The sequence below is a fragment of the Myxococcus sp. AB056 genome (genome assembly GCF_006547365.1).
GTDB classification, from domain to species: domain Bacteria; phylum Myxococcota; class Myxococcia; order Myxococcales; family Myxococcaceae; genus Myxococcus; species Myxococcus virescens.
Window position 1 is genome coordinate 49,356 of sequence record NZ_VHLB01000006.1, and the last position, 19,615, is coordinate 68,970.

The 19,615-nt window shown below is 67.9% G+C and carries 11 protein-coding genes and 2 tRNA genes; 11 read left to right on the top strand and 2 right to left on the bottom strand.

Annotated features, from left to right (window positions below; all coding sequences use genetic code 11):
- From FMP39_RS04580 to FMP39_RS04625, 10 genes are all read left to right on the top strand, one after another.
- Nucleotides 1–687, top strand: a complete 687-nt coding sequence (locus FMP39_RS04580; protein ID WP_141588775.1) for a lytic transglycosylase domain-containing protein — start codon at nt 1–3, stop codon at nt 685–687.
- Nucleotides 644–2,140: a tetratricopeptide repeat protein gene (locus FMP39_RS04585; protein WP_141588776.1), complete on the top strand. Its 1,497-nt coding sequence runs from the start codon at nt 644–646 to the stop codon at nt 2,138–2,140. Before FMP39_RS04580 ends, FMP39_RS04585 begins: the two co-directional genes overlap by 44 nt.
- 13 nt (nt 2,141–2,153) lie before the next feature.
- Nucleotides 2,154–2,843, top strand: a complete 690-nt coding sequence (gene pgsA, locus FMP39_RS04590; protein ID WP_141588777.1) for a CDP-diacylglycerol--glycerol-3-phosphate 3-phosphatidyltransferase — start codon at nt 2,154–2,156, stop codon at nt 2,841–2,843.
- Between the two features lie 81 nt (nt 2,844–2,924).
- Nucleotides 2,925–2,999, top strand: a tRNA-Gly gene (locus tag FMP39_RS04595).
- 51 nt (nt 3,000–3,050) lie between these two features.
- A tRNA-Gly gene (locus FMP39_RS04600) sits at nt 3,051–3,125 on the top strand.
- A 201-nt stretch (nt 3,126–3,326) separates the two neighbouring features.
- Nucleotides 3,327–4,109 carry an ABC transporter permease gene (locus FMP39_RS04605; RefSeq protein WP_141588778.1) on the top strand — a complete coding sequence of 261 codons (783 nt, stop codon included), beginning with the start codon at nt 3,327–3,329 and terminating at the stop codon, nt 4,107–4,109.
- 8 nt (nt 4,110–4,117) lie between these two features.
- The gene (locus tag FMP39_RS04610; RefSeq protein WP_141588779.1) at nt 4,118–5,431 is read left to right on the top strand and encodes an ABC transporter ATP-binding protein; all 1,314 of its coding nucleotides are present in this window, start codon (nt 4,118–4,120) and stop codon (nt 5,429–5,431) included.
- 41 nt (nt 5,432–5,472) lie between these two features.
- On the top strand, nt 5,473–9,300 hold the full coding sequence (gene rfbC / locus FMP39_RS04615) for an O-antigen biosynthesis protein RfbC (protein WP_141588780.1): 3,828 nt from the start codon (nt 5,473–5,475) through the stop codon (nt 9,298–9,300).
- Between the two features lie 61 nt (nt 9,301–9,361).
- The gene (locus FMP39_RS04620) at nt 9,362–11,416 is read left to right on the top strand and encodes a class I SAM-dependent methyltransferase (RefSeq protein ID WP_141588781.1); all 2,055 of its coding nucleotides are present in this window, start codon (nt 9,362–9,364) and stop codon (nt 11,414–11,416) included.
- Nucleotides 11,413–13,755, top strand: a complete 2,343-nt coding sequence (locus FMP39_RS04625; protein ID WP_141588782.1) for a glycosyltransferase — start codon at nt 11,413–11,415, stop codon at nt 13,753–13,755. The genes FMP39_RS04620 and FMP39_RS04625 overlap by 4 nt, the downstream gene beginning before the upstream one ends.
- On the opposite strand, the gene FMP39_RS04630 is transcribed toward FMP39_RS04625, so the two are convergent.
- Nucleotides 13,739–15,901: a hypothetical protein gene (locus tag FMP39_RS04630; RefSeq protein ID WP_228557665.1), complete on the bottom strand. Its 2,163-nt coding sequence runs from the start codon at nt 15,899–15,901 to the stop codon at nt 13,739–13,741. The two genes, FMP39_RS04625 and FMP39_RS04630, sit on opposite strands and share 17 nt — an antisense overlap.
- A gap of 176 nt (nt 15,902–16,077) precedes the next feature.
- Here FMP39_RS04630 and FMP39_RS04635 point away from each other — a divergent pair, with 176 nt between their 5' ends.
- Complete coding sequence (locus FMP39_RS04635) at nt 16,078–17,271, top strand: DUF2304 family protein (protein WP_228557666.1); 1,194 nt, start codon at nt 16,078–16,080, stop codon at nt 17,269–17,271.
- A 53-nt stretch (nt 17,272–17,324) separates the two neighbouring features.
- Here FMP39_RS04635 and FMP39_RS04640 read toward each other — a convergent pair whose 3' ends face one another.
- On the bottom strand, nt 17,325–19,556 hold the full coding sequence (locus FMP39_RS04640) for a glycosyltransferase (RefSeq protein WP_228557667.1): 2,232 nt from the start codon (nt 19,554–19,556) through the stop codon (nt 17,325–17,327).
- Between the last annotated feature and the right edge of the window lie 59 nt (nt 19,557–19,615).

Consider the following 19,615-nt stretch of genomic DNA (forward strand, 5'->3'; position numbering starts at 1 on the left):
ATGCGTGCCTATTCCGCGTTCCTCTCCGTCGCCGTGCTGGCCCTGCCCTTGTCGGCGGGGGCGGATGCCATCTACCGGTACGTCGAGAAGGACGGCACCATCATCTATACGAACGTGCAGCCCTCGGGCAGCAAGCGGGCCAAGACGCTGAAGGGCACGTTCACCAAGGCCCCCGCGAAGAACACGCCGGTGGTGGGCCGCAAGCGGACCCCGCCGGAGTTGGATCCGCACATCACCGCCGCGGCGCTGCGCTACCGCATCCCGCCGGCGCTCGTGCGCGCCATCATGCACACCGAGAGCAACTTCAACCCCAACGCGCTCAGCCACAAGGGCGCCAGCGGGCTGATGCAGCTCATGCCGGCCACGGCGACGGACATGTACGTGAAGGACATCTTCAACGAGCGCGACAACATCGAGGGCGGCGTGCGCTACCTGCGCGTGCTCGCCAACATGTTCGACGGCGACATGGTGAAGATGGTTGCCGCGTACAACGCCGGCCCCGAAGCGGTGAAGCGCTACGGTGGCAAGGTGCCCCCCTACGAAGAGACGCAGGGGTACGTGCGCAAGGTGCTCAAGCTCTACTACCACTACAAGGAGCGCGAGGCGGCCGTCTCGAGCGGCCCCAGCGAGCCCACATCCCAGAATGACGACGCGCGCGAAGGGGCGGGGGGAGACGAGCCCCGCTGATGATGAGTTCCTCCAGCAGCTCTCCCGCGGTGGCGAGCTGTTGGCCGCAGGCAGGGTCCACGAGGCTCAGCCGTTCCTGGAGCGTGCCCACCAGCTCCAGCCCCGCATGGAGAAGGCGCAGAACCTGCTGGGCCTCTGCTACTTCAAGCTCGGCCTGTACGACAGGGCGGCCGAGCTGTACGAGATGCTGGTGCGCGACAACCCGGTGGACCCGACACTGCGGGTCAACCTGGGCCTGGTGTACCTGAAGACGTCCGCGCTCCAGCGCGCGGCGCGCGAGTTCGAGACGGCCACCGACCTGGCCCCCGAGCACCAGAAGGCCCAGAACTACCTGGGCCTCACCCTGGCGCAGATGGGCGAGTACGGCCGCGCCCGCGAGCACTTCCTGCTCGCTGGCAGTGACGTCATGGCGGAGAAGATGTCTCGCGCCATCGCGGGGGAGAGCTACGCGAAGCCGGCCGCCGCCGCCACGCCGCCGCCCCGCAGCGCGCCGGTGGAGCCCCGTGTCGCCGAGCCGCCGCCGCCCGCCGCCGAGCCGGAGGAAGAAGAGGAGATTCGCTTCGCCGAAGACGAGGGCCCCAGTGCCCTGTCCGACGCCTCGGCGTCCGAGGCGACGGAAGCCGCGGCTGACAGTGGCGTGGCGCGGGAGGCGCCTCCCGAGTCGACCTTTGATGAGACCTCCGAGGCGGTGGCCGCGAGCGTGCCGCCGGCGCCCGTGCCCCTGACGCGGTTGCATCTGCGCAAGATGCCCGCGACGTCGCTGGCGCCCACGTCTCCGGCGCCGGAGTCCTCACCCGCTCCGGACGGCGGGCGGTCGTCGCTGGCCGAGCTCGCCGGTGCGGTCGTCCTTCCCGGCGCGGAGGCGTCGCGGCCCTTCGGCGCGGGGCCGGGCTGCTACACCGTGACGGTGGAGGGGGAGCTCCTGACGCGCCTGGATGGCTTGGTGGCGCTGGCGGGGCAGCTCTCCTTCCAGCCGGAGATGAAGCGGTTCCGGGGCCGGGCCACGGACAAGTCGTTCGGGGAAGGGGCGGCGCGGATGGTGCGTGCCCGGGGGCAGGGCGTGCTCTACCTGGAGCCGGCCGCGACCCGTACTTTCCTGGCGGTGGACCTGGGCGAGGACTCCGCGTACTTCCGCGACGAGTGCGTGTTCGCCTTCGAGGAGCCGGTCATGTTCGAGAACGGACGGGTTCCGTCGGACATCGCGCCGGACCTGGACCTGGTGCACCTGCGAGGGCAGGGCCAGGTGCTCTTGAGCCTCCCGGGGCCGCTGCGTGCGGTGGCGGTGCGCCAGGAGCAGCCGGTGACGGTGCCGCTGACGCACCTGGTGGGCTGGCAGGGCAACCTCACGCCGCGCATGGTGCCCGTGCTCAAGTCCCCCTCTGGGGAGCCGCTGCGGGCGGCGGTGGAGCTGGGCGGTGAAGGTTTTGCCCTCATCGCCCTCGGTGTCCGCTAGAAGGGCCCCTGCCATGGCCACGGACCGAGCGGCGCGGAAACAGCGGAAGCGAGAGGAGCGCGCCCGGAAGCGCGCGGCGCGCAAGCCCAGCGTGTTGGTGCAGGAGTTCTGGAACCTGCCCAACATGCTCACGTTGGGGCGCATCCTCATCATTCCGCTCTTCGTGTGGCTGACCTACGACGCGGACCCCCTCAACTCGCTGTTGGCGGGGCTCGTCTTCGCGGTGGCCGCCATCACCGACGTGGTTGATGGCTACCTCGCGCGGAAGTGGAACCTCATCACCGTGGTCGGCAAGTTCATGGACCCGCTGGCCGACAAGCTCATCGCCATGGCGGCCCTGGTGATGATGGTGCGGCTGGGGCGCATCGCCGCGTGGGTCGTCATCGTCCTGCTGGCGCGGGAGCTCATCGTCAGCGGACTGCGCACCATCGCCGCCAGCGAGGGCATGGTCATCGCCGCGGGCCAGGAGGGGAAGTGGAAGACGTCCCTCCAGCTGGTGGGCATCATCTCGCTCTGCGTCCACTACGTGCATCCACTGGAGTTCGGCACCTTCTCCGTGCCGGTGGACTACAACCTGGTGGGCCAGGTGCTCGTCTACCTGTCTGGTGCCTTCTCGGTGTGGAGCGCGGTGGTGTACTTCCGGGCGTTCCTGGCCATGCTGGCGAAGCGTGGGGGGGAGCCTGACCCCACGAAAAGTGTTTGACGGGTCCGGAAGGGCTCTGTATACCCCACCTCACTTCCGGCCCGGCGGTCACACGACGGTGACGGAAGCGCGGCACCTGATGCGGGAATAGCTCAGCGGTAGAGCATCGCCTTGCCAAGGCGAGGGTCGAGGGTTCAAATCCCTTTTCCCGCTCCAAAATCGGGCCCTCTGGAAACCCAGAGGGCCTTTTAGTTTGCAGGGTCTGACGCGGGAATAGCTCAGCGGTAGAGCATCGCCTTGCCAAGGCGAGGGTCGAGGGTTCAAATCCCTTTTCCCGCTCCAAATTGAGGCCCTCTGGGAAGCCAGAGGGCCTTTTGTTTTTCCGGTGTCCTGGTGGCTCAGGCGCTGGAGCCAGGGCCGGACATTCGCTCGGTTGATGGCTTGCTCTTCAAATGAGCAGCCATCCGAGGGCGTCAGCAGAGTGGGGCCGGGGCGCCGGGCGTCCTCGCAACAGCAAGCGGCCCTGCTATAGAAGGCCCCCTCATGATTCGGCTCGTCCGTGAACTGTATCAGTACCGGGGCTTGCTCATCAGCCTCGTCCAGCGGGAACTGAAGGCGCGTTATCGCGGCTCGTTCCTCGGCTTCCTGTGGACGTTCCTGAATCCGACGCTCCACATGCTGGTGTACGTGCTGCTGTTCACCGTGGTGATGCGGCAGAACATCCCCAACTTCCCGTTCTTCATGTTCGTGGGCTTGCTGCCGTGGATTTGGTTCTCCACGTCGGTCGGCGGCGGGGCCAGCGCGATCAGCGACCGACGGGACTTGCTGACCAAGGTCCGCTTCCCGGCCCAGGTGCTGCCCACGTCGGTGGTGGTGACGAACCTCTGCAACTTCGTCTTGTCGCTTCCGCTGATGTTGGTGCTGGGCATGGCCTATGGACAGTGGCCGACCTGGCACGTGGTGTTGTTCCCGGTGGTGGTGCTCATCCAGCTCACCTTCACGCTGGCGCTGACCTACATCCTGGCGGCCATCAACGTGACGTTCCGGGACCTGCAGCACATCGTCAGCAACCTGCTGACGCTGTGGTTCTTCGCCACGCCGGTGCTGTATCCACTCTCCACCATCCAGGATGAGAGCGCCCGCTCGTTGATGCTGGCCCTCAATCCCATGGTCAGCCTGATGACGTCGTACCAGGCCATCTTCTACGAGCACCGGCTTCCGGACGCAGAGCCCTTGATGGCGCTGGCGGCCGTCTCCGCGGTGCTGCTGTGGGCCGCCTCGTCCATCTTCGAATCCCGCCGCGAAGAGTTCGCGGAGTCCATCTGAGCGTCGGCATGCCTGAATCCATGGACGCCATCATCCTGAAGGACGTCGTGAAGAGCTTCCGGAAGCGGACCATCCGGGGCGAGTACACGACCTTCAAATCCGAGCTGCTCCGCTGGTTGCGCGGCAAGCGCCAGTCGCGTGATGCGAGCCTCATCACCGCGCTGCGCGGCATCAACCTCTCCATTCCCAAGGGCAAGACGGTCGGCATCATCGGGCGGAACGGCTCGGGGAAGAGCACGCTGCTCAAGCTCATCACCGGCATCTACACACCGACCTCCGGCGACCTGCAGATCAACGGTCGCATCTCCGCCTTGCTGGACCTGGGCGCTGGTTTCCATCCGGACTTCTCCGGACGGGAGAACATCCTCATCAACGGCATCATCCTGGGCATGACGCGCGCCGAGGTCCGGGCCCGGATGGATGAAATCATCGCCTTCAGTGAGCTGGGCGAGTTCATCGACGAGCCGGTGCGCACCTACTCCAGTGGCATGTACATGCGCCTGGCGTTCGCGGTGGCCACGCACGTGGACCCGGACATCCTCATCATCGACGAAATCCTCGCCGTCGGGGACGAGCACTTCAGCAAGAAGAGCCTCGCCAAGATGATGGACTTCAAGCGTCAGGGGAAGACCATCGTCCTGGTGACGCACGAGCTGGGCACCGTGGAGCGCTGGTGCGACCTGGCTGCGTGGATTGATGGCGGCTACGTCCGCCGCGTAGGCAAGCCCTCGGAGGTCACCGCCGAGTACCGTGAGGCCATTTCCCTGGCGGAGGCGCAGTCCGCCGCCTTCACGCCTCCGGCGCTCACGGAAGGGGGCGGTGCGCTGCCGCAAGTCCCCGCCGAATCGCTGCCCGCCGAAGGGCCCGTCCGAATCCACCGGGTGCAGTTGCTGGATGCTCGGGGCGAGCCCCTGGAAGTCCTGTCTCCGGAGGAGGGCCTGGAGGTCCGCGCGGAGTTCTCCGTGGAAGGGCCGTGCGAGGACGTGGACTTCCACGTGCGGCTGCAGGCCGCGGACGGACGCACCCTGTATGAGACGAGCACGCGCCGAGAGGCGGTGGTGCTCTCTCGGATGCCGAACCAGGGCGTGCTTCGTTTCGTGGTCGAGCGCCTGGGGGCGCTGGGGGGCGACTACGCCCTGGTGGTGTCGGCTCGGGCCTCGAAGGGTGAGTCGTCCGGGCGCTGTGCGTTCCGGGTGGAGTCGGCGACCGAGGAGGAGGGGGTGTTCCGTCCTCCTCACCGGTGGCTGGTGGAGCCGGGTGCCAACTCCCAGGCGGGCGTCTCATTCGAGCCGGGCACGTCTCCGCGTGTGGAGGTGGGATGAAGGTTCAGGAGCGCGCCGGTACCCAGGGGGAAGGGTGAGTCATGTGGCAGAAGTGGGCTGATGTGACGCAGGGGCACGTGGCTGCGCCGGGGCCGGGAGATTTCGCGCAGATGGTGGCTGTCCTCCGGAAGGTGCTGGAGGAGCGTCAGCCGTGCGCGCCCGAACAGTGTGATGAGCGCAGCGCCCTGGAAGGCGCGCTGCGCCTGGCGACGGAGCACCTCCACCGCGCGCTCCCTGACGGCGGCCAGGGCCTGTCCTCGCTCCAGGAAGCCGCGAGGCTGGCGGACCCGGCTGCGTTCTCCATCCCCGCGTCGCATCGGGCGCGGGGGGGCACGCTGGTGACGTCCGCCAAGCGTGCCTTCGTCAACGGGTTGGAGCCGTTCCACATCGAGATGCTTCGACCCCAGGGGAACTTCAACCGCGCGCTCGTGCGGGTGCTGGAGTACCTGACGGTGCATCGGGCCCTGGGCCTGCGCGATGACGTGTCCTCCTGGGCCGTCGCTCAACTGGAGCCGCTGGCGGTGCCCACCCGGTGGGTGGTGGGGTCGCATCGCGGCCGCGTGGCGGGAGCGCTGGTGGGCTTCGCCAAGCGGGGCTACCTCTACACGTTGGGGCCCGTGCTGGAGGCCGTGCTTCAGGGGCAGGCCCGGTGGAACCTGGCCATGGTGGAGGCCATCCGCGCGGCGGCGGGTGCCCAGGCTCCAGGAGAAGCCGAGGCCCGCCGCCATGTCGCGGACGTCGAAGCGCTGCGCGAGCCGCTGGCGGGCCGGACGCTCCCCGGCGCCCTCCGCGTCACCCAGCCGCTGTGGGGTGAGGTGCTGCGGCGCCAGTCCCGTTTCAATGCCGAGTCGGTGCTCGCGCTCGCCAACCTCCTGGGCACGCGGACGGCGCCGCCACAGCCTCCGTCGCTGGCGGACTACCCCGCCTGGTGCGCGGCGCGGGAGCCGGCGCGTGTCACCGCGGCACGTGAAGCCGTCGCGCGGCTGTCGCGGCGCCCGCTCATCTCGCTGGTCACGCCAGTCCACGATGCCTCGGAAGCCTTCCTTCGTGAGTGCCTCGCCTCGGTGACCTCTCAGGTGTACGCCGACTGGGAATGGCTCCTGGTGGATGACGCCAGCACCGCGCCGCACCTGGCGCGCATCCTCCGGGAAGCGGCGGAGCGGGAGTCCCGCATCCGCGTCCTCACCGCGTCATCCGAAGGGGACACGGCCCGGGCCACCAACGAGGGGCTCGCGGCGTGCCGTGGGGACTTCGTGGGGTTCCTGGGCGCCGAGGACACGCTCTCGCCGCATGCACTGGCCGAGGTGGCGCTGGCGTTCCTGGCGCAGCCCGAGCTCGCGCTCCTCTACACGGACGAGGACGGCTTGGACGCGCAGGGCCACCGCTCCGCGCCGTTCTTCAAGCCGGACTGGTCGCCCGACCTGTTGCGCTCCGTGGACTACGTCCGTCACTTCCTGGTGGTCCGTCGCGAGACGCTGGCGCAGGTGGGCGGTCTGCGAGAGGGCTTCGATGGCGCTCAGGGCCATGACCTGATGCTGCGGCTGAGCGAGGTCACCTCGTCCATTGGCCACGTCACGGAGCCGCTGTACCACGCACGTGAGGGGTCGGCGGCTTCGGCCAGCCGGGGCGCTGGGCTGGACACGGCGACGAAGGCGGGCGTGCGGGCTCTGTCGGAGCACCTGGCTCGCCAGGGGGAGTCCGCGGAGGTGACGAGCCCGGCGCCCATGCAGTACCGGGTCCGCTATCCGGTGCGGGGCACGCCGAAGGTCTCCATCATCGTCCCGTTCAAGGACCGCCCGGACCTGCTGCGCACGCTGGTGGACAGCCTCCTGACGCAGACGCGCTACCCCCATTTCGAGGTGTTGCTCGTCTCCAACAACAGCACCCGGCCGGAGACATTCGCGCTGTTGGAGCAATGGGTGGACCCGCGGCTGGTGAAGCTGACGTGGGACCACCCCTTCAACTACCCGGCCATCAACAACTGGGCCGCGAAGCAGGCCTCCGGGGAGCTGCTGCTCTTCCTCAACAACGACATGGAGGTCGTGGACCCCTCCTGGCTGGATGAGCTGGTCTCCCAGGCCCAGCGGCCGGAGGTGGGCGCGGTGGGGTGCAAGCTGCTGTTCCCCGAGGGCACCGTGCAGCATGCGGGCGTCGTGGTGGGGATGACGGGCTTCGCGGGACATCCTTTCTGGCGACTGCCAGAGGGGCCCATCTCCACTCCGTTCGGGCACACCGAGTGGACGCGGAACTGGCTGTCCGTCACCAGCGCATGCGTCATCCTCCGCCGCGAGGTCTTCCAGTCACTGGGGGGCTTCGACGAGCGTTTCCAGGTGTGTGGCAGTGACGTGGAGCTGGGCCTGCGGCTGAATGCCCAGGGCCTCCGCGTCGTGTGCACGGCGCAGACGCGGCTCATTCATCATGAGTCAGCCAGCCGGCGCGCGGACGCCATTCCCGAAGCGGACTACTGGCTGTCCTATGCGGCCTACCGGCCGTGGCTGGGGCCGAAGGGCGACCCCTACTACAACCCGCATCTCACGCTGACGGCCACGGACTGCGGCCTCCGCCGACACCCGGAGGATGGCGAGCAACTGGCGGTCCGGACGCTGGGGCGCGACGTTCCGAGCGCGCGGGATGTCCGGGGCGAGCAGCGTGCGCGGGCGCAGCGGCACCTCATCGAGCACCTGGAGGCGTGGGACTTCACGCCCGAACAGGCCCAGACCTCGCGCGAGTCGGCGCCGGCGGCGCTGGCGGCGCTGCGCGCGAAGGGGCGGGTGGAGACGGCAACCTGGTTCGTTCCCGCCTTCGGCCATGTCTACGCGGGCATCCACACCATCTTCCGCTTCGCGGACCTGATGCAGCGCCGCCACGGCGTGCGCAGCGACTTCGTCATCTACGACCAGCCGAACGTGAGGCCCGGTGACATCGAGGCCCGCGTGGCGGCCATCTGCCCGGGCGCGGTCGGGGCGGTGCGCGTGTTGCGCCGGCCAGAGGACGTGGCGCTCCTGCCCGCATGCGACCTGGCGCTGGCCACCGCGTGGACCTCCGCCTATCGCGTGCTGCACCACCCGCGGGCGGGCGTTCGCGGCTACTTCGTCCAGGACTACGAACCGCTGTTCCATGCGGCGGGCACCCCCTCCGCGCTGGCCGAGCAGACCTATGGCCTGGGCTTCTACGGCATCTTCAACACACCCGGGCTCTACGAACACGTCGTGGGCCTGCATGGGATGGAAGGCGCCTGGTTCGAGCCCGCCGTGGATGGGACGTTGTTTCATCCGCGCCGGCCACCGCGCCAGGGTCCTGTGCGTGTGTTCTTCTACGGACGCCCGGGCAATGAGCGCAACGGCTTCGAGCTGGGATTGGCCGCGCTGGCGCAGCTCAAGCGGGAGCTGGGCCCCGCCGTCGAGGTGCTCGCGGCGGGCGCGGAGTGGGACCCCGAGGCCTACGGCGTCAGGGGGCTTGTCACCAATCTGGGAATGTTGCCGGCGGAACGGACAGGGGCGCTCTACCGCGAGTGTGATGTCGGGTTGTGTTTCATGTTCACCCGGCATCCGTCGTATCTGCCGCTGGAGATGATGGCTTGCGGTGTCACGGTCGTCACGAACGACAATCCCACCAACCGGTGGTTGCTGACGCACGGTGAGAACTGCCTGCTTGCCGAGCCGACCCCGAGTGGCGTACTGGCCCGGCTTCGCGACGCCGTCTCCAACGGCGCGCTCCGGGCCCGGCTCGGTGCGAATGCCGCGGAGCGGGTCAGCCGGACGTCGTGGGAGGCCGAGGTAGACCGGGTCATGAAGGGCTTGCTGAACACAGGGGCGCACCCAGCGGGGACGCTGGATGACCGGGCTTCATCCTTGGAACACGCCAGCTGAGCACAGGGTCGCTGGCGGTCGAACATTGGCCCAGGGGGCCGCGGCAGAAGGAATCTCCACCATGCGGGATGACACCCATCTTCACATCGCGTCGTCGCCGGAGCCGAGCGCCCCGCGGCAGGCGCAGCCGGAAGAAGCGGCAAGCAGCCAGTATTGGAAGGCCACGAGCGGCTACACCTATCGGGAGATGATCCGCACGCGTCAGGACGCGGGCAACCCCGGGTATGGCCAACAAGAGGCGCTGCTCACGAAGCTGATGCAGACCGAGCAACGCGCCCTGGGGCGTCCGCTGGACGTCCTGGAGTTTGGCTGCGGCTTCGGGCGGCATGCCTCCTATCTGGCGTCCCTCGAAGGCGTTCGCTACCACGGCTACGACTTCTCCGAGGCGATGATGGAGCCCCTGCGGCACGCGCCGCCCGTGGGGCTGGAGCCTGTGGAAGAGCGGCTCTTCTGTGGGCCGGATGCCCTGGCGGCGGTGGGGGACAGGACGTTCGACGTGGTGTTCACCGTGTCCGTCCTCATCCACAACCCGCCGGAGCGTCTGCCTGGCCTGCTGGAATCGCTGGGCAAGCTGGTGCGTCCCGGCGGATTGCTGTGCCTGGTCGAAAACCAGCTTGTTCCCTTCGGCATCTGGGAGAACGCCTGGCACCAGGGCTGCTGGCTGCACCCGTACGCGGAACTGACGCCCGCTGGCTGGGACATGCATCATGGCGGTGGCCTCCTGGCCACGCATGACGTCTACGTCTTCAAGCGCAACGCGTCCCAAGGCCGTCGCTTCTTCCAGCTCCAGTCCGTCGAGCAGCCCCGGGACGAGCGCCGGGAGGTGACGCTGGAGTCGCTGCACGTCGAGTCCCTGCCCCGACTGCGGGCGTGGACGGAGCACGCGGGCGAGGTGCTCCGGGCGGGGAACGGCCTGACGGGGATGCAGGTGTCCGAGCTGACGGAGCGCCTGACGGTCGAACTGAAGCGGTCGGAGCGGCGGCAGCGCTTGTTGTCGCTTTCGGATGAGCTGGTCCGCCTTCGCGCCGAGCCGACGGTGACTGCTCGGGCGCCGGTCGACACACTGGCGCCGCGGTATGGGCATGACAACGTGGCGGAGGCCGTCGTTGTCGATGCGCCGCTGGATACGACGTGGGCTCACGTCGACCCGCGGCTGTCCCGGGTGGTGCACCTCTTCCACCAGGAGTGGTACGGCATCCGTGCTGCGTCTGGCTACGCGCCGGGACACAAGATTGGCATCACCGCGAATCGCGCGTTGACCGCGGCGGACCACCAGCGCATCGCCGAAACGTGTGAGCGGCTGGGCGCACGGTCCATCATCTTCCAGGGGTTTTCGCCCAATGCCCTGGAAGTCATGCACATGCTTCGCCGCGTGTTCGGCAGCACGCTCAAGCTTTGCTGCGTGTGGCACGGCTCCACGGCCCAGTTCCACTTCGACTTCGAATTGGAGACCTTCAGCCGCTTGCTGGCGCTCCGGGAGCAGGGGCTTCTTGATGCCGTGGCTTGCGTCAAGCCAGAGATGCACTTGATGTCGCCGCTGCTCTTCCAGAAGGTCCTGCTCAACCTTCCTCCGCGGGTGGCGCCGGCGGACCAGCGTCACCGCGCCCCGCCGACGCGGGCCGCCTTCGTGCCCACGCCCAACAACTGGTGGAAGAACTTCTACTCCAACGTCTTCGTCGCCGCGTCACTGCCGGGGATGGAGCGCGTCTTCGTCACCAGTCCTTTCTCGGCCCGCCCGGAGCTGCCCCTCAAGGCGTCCGTCATCAACGTCGGGCCGTTGAACCGTTCGGAGCTGTTCAACCTCATCCGGGAGACGGACGTCGTCCTCAACGTGACGCTCGCCGAGTGTCAGCCGATGACCGCCCTGGAGGGACTGAGTCACGGTGTGGCGTGCCTGACAGGGCCGCTGACCCTGGGGGCTCTGGATGAACACCCCTTTCAGCGGTTGGTTCAGGTCGCGGGCACCGGCTCGCTCGGACAGATTCGCTCGGCGTTGGAGCGGGTCGTCGGCCTCCGGGAGCGTTCGCCGGAGGAGTACGCGCAGATGCTGGAGGACTACACCCAGACGCTCTGTGCCCAGGCGATCAACCACTATCTTGAGTTCGCACAGCCATGAGCATGACCCGCGTCTGCCTCGTTACCGATGAGCTCTACCCCTTCACCCCAGGGGGCATTGGCCGCGTCGCGCACAACCTCATCATGGACTCGCAGCGCCACGGCGCGAACGTGGAGTTCCATGTCCTGTTCCCGCCCACCGTTTCCGTGCAGACGGCCCAGGTGGAGCTCTTCTTCGGGGGGCGGGTGAAGGCGCATCTGTGCGACTTCCGCGAGCCACAACAGACCACCGCGGATGCGCATGGCTTCTATCCGCCCACGGAAGCCTTTCGGGATTCGCGTTGGCACGGTGAGTCGTTGGAGGTGATGCGCTACCTGAAGGCGCGCGAAGCGGAGGGCTTGCGCTTCGACGTCATCGAGTTCGCGGATTTCCGCGGCTGGGCCTTCGCCGCGCTGCAGGAGAAGCACCTGGGCCTGGCTTTCGCGCAGACCACCCTCTCGGTGCGGCTGCACTCCAGCTACGGCACCCTCATGCACCACGAGCCCAACACGCTCGAGGTCGAGAACCTGGGGCGGTACGAAATCGAGCGGAAGTCCTTGCTCGATGCGGACCTCGTGGTGGGGCACCTGCCCTGCATCGCCGAGTTCAACCGGCGTTTCTACGGCTTCGATGACGTGTGGATGCGCAAGGTGCGGGTGGAGTTTCCCCCGGTGGTCATGGAGTCACCGGCGGAGTCGTCCCGGCCGTTCGACGTTCCCGCGACCCAGCGCAACCTGGTGTTCGTCACCAAGATCCAGCCCTTCAAGCAGCCGGATGTCTTCGTCCGGGGCGCCGTGCTGTTGATGCGCACGTGGCCGGAGTACCAGGGCAAGGCCATCCTGGCGTGCCACGCCTTCGATCCGGAGTTCCTCGCCGAGGTCAAGGCGCTCATCCCGTCGGACCTGACGGACCGCTTCGTCTTCATCAAGCCAGGTCCTGACCGCGAAGCCCACATGCGCGCGGGGGTGGTGGTCATCACCTCCAGCTATGAGTCCCTGAATCTCACGGCCTACGAGGCTTCCGTCGCGGGCACCCGGCTGGTGCTCAACTCGGCCTGCCTGGCCTTCGGTGACGACAGCCCCTTCGTCGACGGGGTCCACTGCCACAAGTATGACGGCAGCCTGGACGCGCTGGTGGTGGCCATGCGCAAGGCGTTGGAAGGTCCGGAGCTGGCCCCCGTCCGCTGGACGGTGGACCGTCCCTATTGGGAGCGCCACGAGCGGGAGGCGCCGCCCACGCGAAGCCCTCAGTCGCCGCTGGTCAGCGTGGTCATCATCAATCAGGACCAGGGCATCTTCCTGCCCATCGCGCTGCAAGGTGTCGCCGCCAGCACGTACCCGGAAGTGGAAGTCGTCATCGTGGACGATGGCTCCACGAGCGCCTTCGACATGCAGGTCCTGCAGCGCCTGGAGCGGTCCGCGGCGGAAGGGGAGGGGCTTCGTGTCATCCGCTCCCCGATTCGCCGCGGGTTCGCGGGGGCTCGTAACCTGGGTGTCCGCGCCGCACGCGGGGCATACGTCGTGTTCCTGGAGTCGGACGACAGCCTGTCCCCGGACTTCATCCAGCACGCCGTCGCCGCGCTGGAGGCGCGACAGGAGTTCTCAGGGGTGGTCCCCACCGGGGGCCGCTTCCACTCCAGCGAAGAGCTGGCCAACCGCCAGTTCAAGGGGTTCATGACGTACCTGGGGGATTGCCCGACGTACGCGCTGGCCGCGAACCAGGTCTCCGCGCCCACGGCGCTGCTGCGGCGAACCGTCCTGGAGCAGCACGCCTACAATGAAACCCTGTCCGGCTATGCGGACTGGGATTTCTTCCTGCGGCTCGCGCAGGGGGGACACCGCTTCCTGGTGACGAACCAGGTCCACTTCTTCTCGCGGCGGGGGCATGCCATCACCCCGTCCGCGTCCCAGCAGCGCCAGCACTTCCGCTGGCTGGTGCGGCTCTTCGAAGGCGTGCCCGCGCCACTGCACCCGTCGACGCGGCTCTTCGCCCTGCTCGCGCACTCCCGCGAGGCCATGGTCGACCCATATGGCGCGCTCGACGCGCAGGAGCGTCGGCCGTCCTCCGCGGCGTCTGCGTCCCTGGAGTCCGCCCAGGCGCTGGCCGAGGCCGCGCGCCCGCTGCGCTACGACGTGGTGGATTTGATGAACGCGGCCTTGAAGCGCCTGCCCCTCGTGCACCCCTTGCTCAAGCAGGCCGTCGCGGGCAAACCCGCGCCCGCCAGCGGAGAGGTGGGGAGCGTGAATCCCGGGGATGCACCTCCGCTTCGTTACGTGCTCGTGGACCGCGCGAACACGCTCTTCAAGCGGATGCCCGTCATTCACCGCGCGATTCGGAGCACGGTCAGCCGGCTGACTTGAGCGTCGGCGCGTCCTGCGAGACGGAAGGCGCGCGCCGCGGCGCTTCGGCCGCCGGCGCCGCATTCAGTCGCATCCCCGCGAGCCACGCGGGAACGAACATCAGGGCCACGAGGAACACGGGGTACTGATAGCGCACGTCGGGTGACGGGATGAGCGCGGCGAGCGCCGCCGTATGCAAGACGACGGGGAGCGCCACGGCGGCAAGCCGCCAGGTCCGGTGGCGGATGCATGCCACCGCGCAGGCGAGCAGCAGCAGGTAGAGCGGCAGCGCCGGGCGCCAGAGCAGCCAGGCCAGGTCTGGCTGAAGCGTCCGGACGGTCCACCGGAGAAGGGGCTCACGCAGGCCTGGAAGGAGTGAGTCGGACCGAAGGTGTCGCGCTCCGGGCTCGAGGGTGTCCAGTTCCCCGTGGGGCCCCCTCCAGATGGGAGGGCCATTGATGTGGTCCGAGCCTTGCGAGAGCTTCCACAGCACCGAACTGCTGCACAGCACGTGTGAAAGCACTGGCGCTGCGTCTCGTTGTGTCAGGCGGACGAGGAGCGGAAGCAACGCCTTGTTGTGCCGGGTCAGCGCGTCCATGTCGAAGCGCCCGTCCCAGATGGTGAACACGTTGCTGAAGCAGCGGTAGTTCCACTTGTCGTCGAGCGGGTGGAGCTCCTCGAGGAGGGCCCGTTCGCCGGGCTCCAGGGGCGTTCCTGCCGCCACATGGGCGCCCAGGAATCCGACCAGCGTCATCCCCTTGGGGAAGGGTTTGATGGTGTACGTCTGGCTCAGCACCCAGCGGGTCCCCGAGGCGACGACGAACGTGGCCACGAGCGCGAGCGCGACCGCTTTGTAGCGCTCCCTCCGGAGGAGACCCAGCGCCAGGAAGGTTCCGACCACCGCGGGCAGGCCGTTGTGACGGAACAACATGGCCATGGCTCCCAGCACCACGATGCTCACCCAGAACGGCACGTCCCAGCGCGTGGTGGCGTCGGTGGCGGAGCGGAAGACCCAGATACACAGCGCCAGGATGCAGAGGCTGAACGGGACGTCCTTCCACAGGGTGACGGCCATCGTCCCGTTCACGGGCGCCAGCGCGAACACCGTCGCGGTGAGCGCGATGATGCCTCGGGAGACACCTGCCCTCGCGAGCGCCGCGCAGCCCCAGCCTACGAGCACCGCCAGGCCAGCAATCTGTGCGAGCGCCACCGCCGCGGGTGATTCCCAGAGCTTCTGGAGGAATCGGATGGAGGCGGTGTGGAACAGTGGATGTGCATCATCCATGTGCCCGGAAAGGGCGTCACGCCATTGGGATGTCGAGTCTGGACTCAGCATCCCCGGGTAGACCGTCAGCAGCCAGATGCCAGCCACCACCACGGTGGGGATGGCCGTCAGCAGTCCCACCCAGCGTCGTGGCATGGGCTTGAGGGGCGGTGACGGACGGCCCGTGAGCCAGAGCCCCATCAGGAGCAGGATGCTGCCGAGGACCAGTGCGTGGGCCGCCAACATGACGGTGATTCGAATCCCGGCACTGGAGGCCAATGTGATGGGAGGAGGGTGGAGGACCAGGTCTCGGCGTGCGTCCGTCCCGGGCGGCGAATAGAGGTCGAGCCGCTCGGTTCGACCGTTCACGGTGTACTCCACGATGCCGGAGTGCCCGTGCGCCAACAATTGGAGGACCTTGGGCTGGTGAGCGTCTGCTTCCCAATGCAGGCGCGCCGGCTGATCGAGGTGCGAAAGCCAGGCGCCTCCACCACGGCGTTCCCACTTTCCTTCGGGACGCCAGCCATCCGAAGGCAGCGGGTTGCCGTAGACGTCGAGCAGTCCGAGAACCCACACCTCGCTGCCCTGGGAACTGGGGTTCCGCTCGCCCGTGGCACGGACCGTCACGGACAGCCGCTCCGCGGGCATGAAGGCGTGGAGCGGGGTGGCGACCATCAGGAGCACGGCGACCATGGCGACGACTCCCAGCCAGGTCTGCTGCTGAGCGGGCGAGTAGCGCGTCAGCCGACTATGCAGCCACGGAAGAAGGAAGCGGTAGATCACCACGCCCAATGCCAGGCACCCCAGGACCAGCACGAGGCGGGAGCTCAGGGATTGGAAGGAGAGGGCCCATGCCCCCAGCGTCAATACCCCCGCGGTACAGAGCGCGAGCAACATGCTCATCGCGGCGCGAGGCCAGCGCCGTGGGGCGGGGCGTACGTCAAGGACTGGCACCGGTGCTTCAGGGGATTGCATTGATGGCGTGAGTACCGTACGGAGGGGGGGGCAATGCAAACCTGAGAAGTGTGAGCGCTTCTCTGCGTGTTCGAGCGTCAGGGTATTGCTGTGGGGACTCCGGAATGTCGCTGCCATTCATTACCGTGGTGGTGGGCTTTTTCTTCGTGGTCATTTCCCAGTTCGGCGCGCGGCTCGCGGCACGGCATTCCGTGACGTGGTTCCTTGCCAGTGGCTTCGTGCTCGTGGCGGCCATCCGTCCGGATTGGTTGCTGCCCGTGGCTCGACTGATGGGCATCAGCTTGGTCAGCAACATGGTCCTGGCTGGGCTCACCATGTTCCTGTTCGTTCAGATGCTGGCGCACTACGCGGAGAGCACCCGCGTGCAGCGGCAACTGGGGCAGGTCGTGTCAGCCCTTGCCGCTCAAACGTTTCCCGACGCGCCAGCGACGTCCGAAGGTGGTCGCCCCCGCGTGCTGGTGGTTCTCCCTTGCTACAACGAGTCGGAGAGCCTTCCCGCGCTCGTGCCCCGCCTCACGGCGCTGACTCGCGCCACGTCGGACTGGGAGCTGGATTTCTGCATCGTCAATGATGGGTCGGTGGACGGCACGGCCGGGGTGCTCCGGCGGCTGGCTCCACGGAACCACGTCACACACCACACGAACATCGGCGTGTCCGGGGCGCTGCGGACGGGGTTTCTCCTGGCCCAGCGGTTGGAGGTCAGCTACGTCGTGCAGTGTGACTCTGACGGACAGCATCCCGTTGAGTCCATCCCGGACCTGGTTCGCTCGGCGCGGAGCGGGCAGACGGACCTGCTCATTGGCTCCCGTTTCTGCGATGTCGCGACGGGAGGCACGGACACGTTGGTCAGCACGACGCCGCTTCGCTGGGTGGGCGGTCGCGTCGTGAGCATGCTGCTGGGGATGTTTGGCCAGCGGGCCCAGGTGACGGACCCGACATCGGGCTTCAGGGTGTACTCGCCTCGCGCAGTGGCCACGTTGTTGCGCCTCATGCCGGATGAGTACCCGGAGCCAGAGTCCGTCGCGCTCGTCGCGCTCGCCGGGCTTCGAATCGGAGAGGTCGCGGTCGCGATGCGCCCACGCACGACGGGGACCTCGAGCCTGACGGGGCTCAAAGGGTTCCAGTTCATGACGAAGGTGGCTTCCGCCCTGTTCGGGTTGCGGCTGCGCTCGTTGATTCGCAAGGAGCCGAGCGTTCGCGTGCCGACGGCGGAAGGTGTCGCGCCCCCCGTGGTGTCGCTCACCCCTCGAGAGCCCGCTTCACTTCCACCGGCAGAGGAGGGGCGGTTGGGCGGGTAGCGGGGGCGCGCACGTCAAAGGGGCCCGCTCCGCCGCGTGGAGCGGCCGGCGCTTCAATTGCGGCGCCTGAAGAACCGCTCCATGACCTGATGCCGCAGTGGGCGGGAGTCGTCGTCTGTTCCCGCGACCCAGAGCGCGGCGCGCCTCAAGGTGGCATGGGCGAAGTCGAACCGCTTGAGCGTGGCGTTCATCTTGTCGGCGAAGCGATTCAGGAGCGGTGGAGAGGCCGCGCCTGTCGCGCGCAGATGGAGTTCCTGCCTGTGGGCCCGGCCGAGCTGCATGCGGAGTGCGCGCTCCGGGTGGAGTGGCAACGCAGGGTGCTTCTGGCACAGGTAGGCCATCTGCGCATGACGGTCATTCACGCGCATGCTGCGGGTCATCGAGTCCGGACGCAGCCGGTACAGGAAGAGCGGTTCCGGGATGACGGAGCCCGCGAGCCCTCGCTCGGCCAGGGAGCAGAAGACGTCCCAGTCTTCATAGGCCGTGAGCCACTCGTCGTAGCCGCCGATTTCTTCAATGCGCTGTCGCTCCATCAGCGCGGTGCAGGTGGAGGCCACGTTCTCCGCGAGGAGCGCGTCACGCTCGGTGCCCCAGGGAATCCATCCGCCCACGGGCTGGTCCGGCGACTCGACGAAATAGGAGACGAGTGACGTGACGTAGGCCAGCCCTGGGGTGCTGTCCATCACCGCGACGGCTTTCTCCAGGAAGGTGGGCTGGATGAGGTCGTCCGGGTCCAGCGGGAGGACATACCGGCCCCGCGCCGCGCGCAGACCCGCGTTCCTGGCCGAGCTGAGCCCTCCGTTGGGCTGGCGGAGGATGTGGAGGTCTGGCGCGTGGAGCGTCTCCAGCAGGGCTCGGCTCTCCGAATCCGTCGAGCCGTCATCCACGAGGATGATTTCGTAGTCCGTGAAGGTCTGGGCGCGAATGGACCGCAGCGTCTCGGGGAGGTAGCGCCCCATGTTGTAGTAGGGCACGAGGATGGACACGTAGGGCGTGGCCGAGTCCTTCTTCCTGGGCGCTGCGCTGATGGGGCCCACGTGACGATGGAGCCGCGCATCCGCCACTGCCGCTTCGAACTGGCGGACGATGCTGGCAGGGGCGCAATAGGAAGCGATACGGGCTGGCGCTGTCTGCCGGGCGGCTGCTTGGAGCGCCGGTGCGGACAGGGCTCGCTCGAGCGCGCGGGCAAGCCGCGAAGCATCGTCGCTCCGGAACAGCAAGCCGCTCTGGCCGTCCTCGATGAGTTCGGCGTTGCCCCCTCCATCGCTGCCCACCACGAGCGCTCCAGCGGACATGGCTTCCATGCACACGTGGGAGAAGTGCTCCCAGCGAGAGGGGATGCAGCACACCGTTGCATCCGCGAGCGCCGAGGCGAGGTCTGCCCCCTCGAGCGGAGGTGTGAAGTGGAACCTGTTTCGCCAGGCGGGGGCGATGCGCTGGTCCAACCACTGGCGCAGGGAGCGGCCGAACGGGCCGGTGCGCGTGTCATTCCCGATGAGCCGGACCTCCGCGACGACGCCTTGCTCGAAGAGCGCCTGCATGGCTTCGACGAGAAGATGCACGCCCTTTCGGTACTCCAGGTCTCCTACGTACAGCACCTGGGGCAGCCCTTCGCGGGTACGAGGGGATGAGCGGTGCTCCCGGCGTGCCGCGAACGGAGGTGGAATCACGACGCCGGTGCGCTTCAGCTCCAGCCTGGTGCGGACGCGCTCCATGGCTGGTCCGGAGGGCGACAGCACGAGGTCCGCTTCACGGATGGACGTGTCCTCCATGTGCTCGCGCTGGGCGATGTCCATGTCGAGCGTGGCCACCCGGTTGAGCAGCAGGCGGTCGTGGGTGGAGTCGTGCAATCGCACCGCGAGGACCGCTGGCTCGAAGTGCCCCAGCGTCCGCCGGGCGCGCATCGCGAAATAGCCCTCGCCTGCGTCGTCGGGGAACTCGATGACGTCGAAGGGATGACGCGCGTTGAGTTCCAGCAGGCTTCTGTACGCCGCCCACGCATGCCGAAGGGGGGCGTGTGGAAACGCACCCTTGAAGTCCACCTCTCGCTCATCCACGGCGTGCAGGTTCACGCCGGGAAGGGAGGACACGGCTCGCTGCCAGTCGGCATTCGCCGCCGTCAAGACATGGACCTCATGTCCGGCCTCCGCAAGCGCGCGGCTCATGGTTGCCACGTAGGTCGCGATGTCGCCCCTGTCGAAGGGGGCGAGTTCTTTGGAGACGAGGCAGATGCGCAAGGACCGGACCCTGGACAGAGGAAAGCGTCGAACGGCTGGGAAATACACCCGAACGGCCGCCAGCCTCAACGCTGCCCCTGAGTCACATGCTCATCGCAGGTCGAGGC

Coding starts and splice junctions, on each gene's coding strand:
- FMP39_RS04580 (WP_141588775.1), top strand. CDS start 1: ATGCGTGCCTATTCCGCGTTCCTCTCCGTCGCCGTGCTGGCCCTGCCC.
- FMP39_RS04585 (WP_141588776.1), top strand. CDS start 644: ATGACGACGCGCGCGAAGGGGCGGGGGGAGACGAGCCCCGCTGATGAT.
- pgsA (WP_141588777.1), top strand. CDS start 2,154: ATGGCCACGGACCGAGCGGCGCGGAAACAGCGGAAGCGAGAGGAGCGC.
- FMP39_RS04605 (WP_141588778.1), top strand. CDS start 3,327: ATGATTCGGCTCGTCCGTGAACTGTATCAGTACCGGGGCTTGCTCATC.
- FMP39_RS04610 (WP_141588779.1), top strand. CDS start 4,118: ATGCCTGAATCCATGGACGCCATCATCCTGAAGGACGTCGTGAAGAGC.
- rfbC (WP_141588780.1), top strand. CDS start 5,473: ATGTGGCAGAAGTGGGCTGATGTGACGCAGGGGCACGTGGCTGCGCCG.
- FMP39_RS04620 (WP_141588781.1), top strand. CDS start 9,362: ATGCGGGATGACACCCATCTTCACATCGCGTCGTCGCCGGAGCCGAGC.
- FMP39_RS04625 (WP_141588782.1), top strand. CDS start 11,413: ATGAGCATGACCCGCGTCTGCCTCGTTACCGATGAGCTCTACCCCTTC.
- FMP39_RS04630 (WP_228557665.1), bottom strand. CDS start 15,901: ATGAGCATGTTGCTCGCGCTCTGTACCGCGGGGGTATTGACGCTGGGG.
- FMP39_RS04635 (WP_228557666.1), top strand. CDS start 16,078: ATGTCGCTGCCATTCATTACCGTGGTGGTGGGCTTTTTCTTCGTGGTC.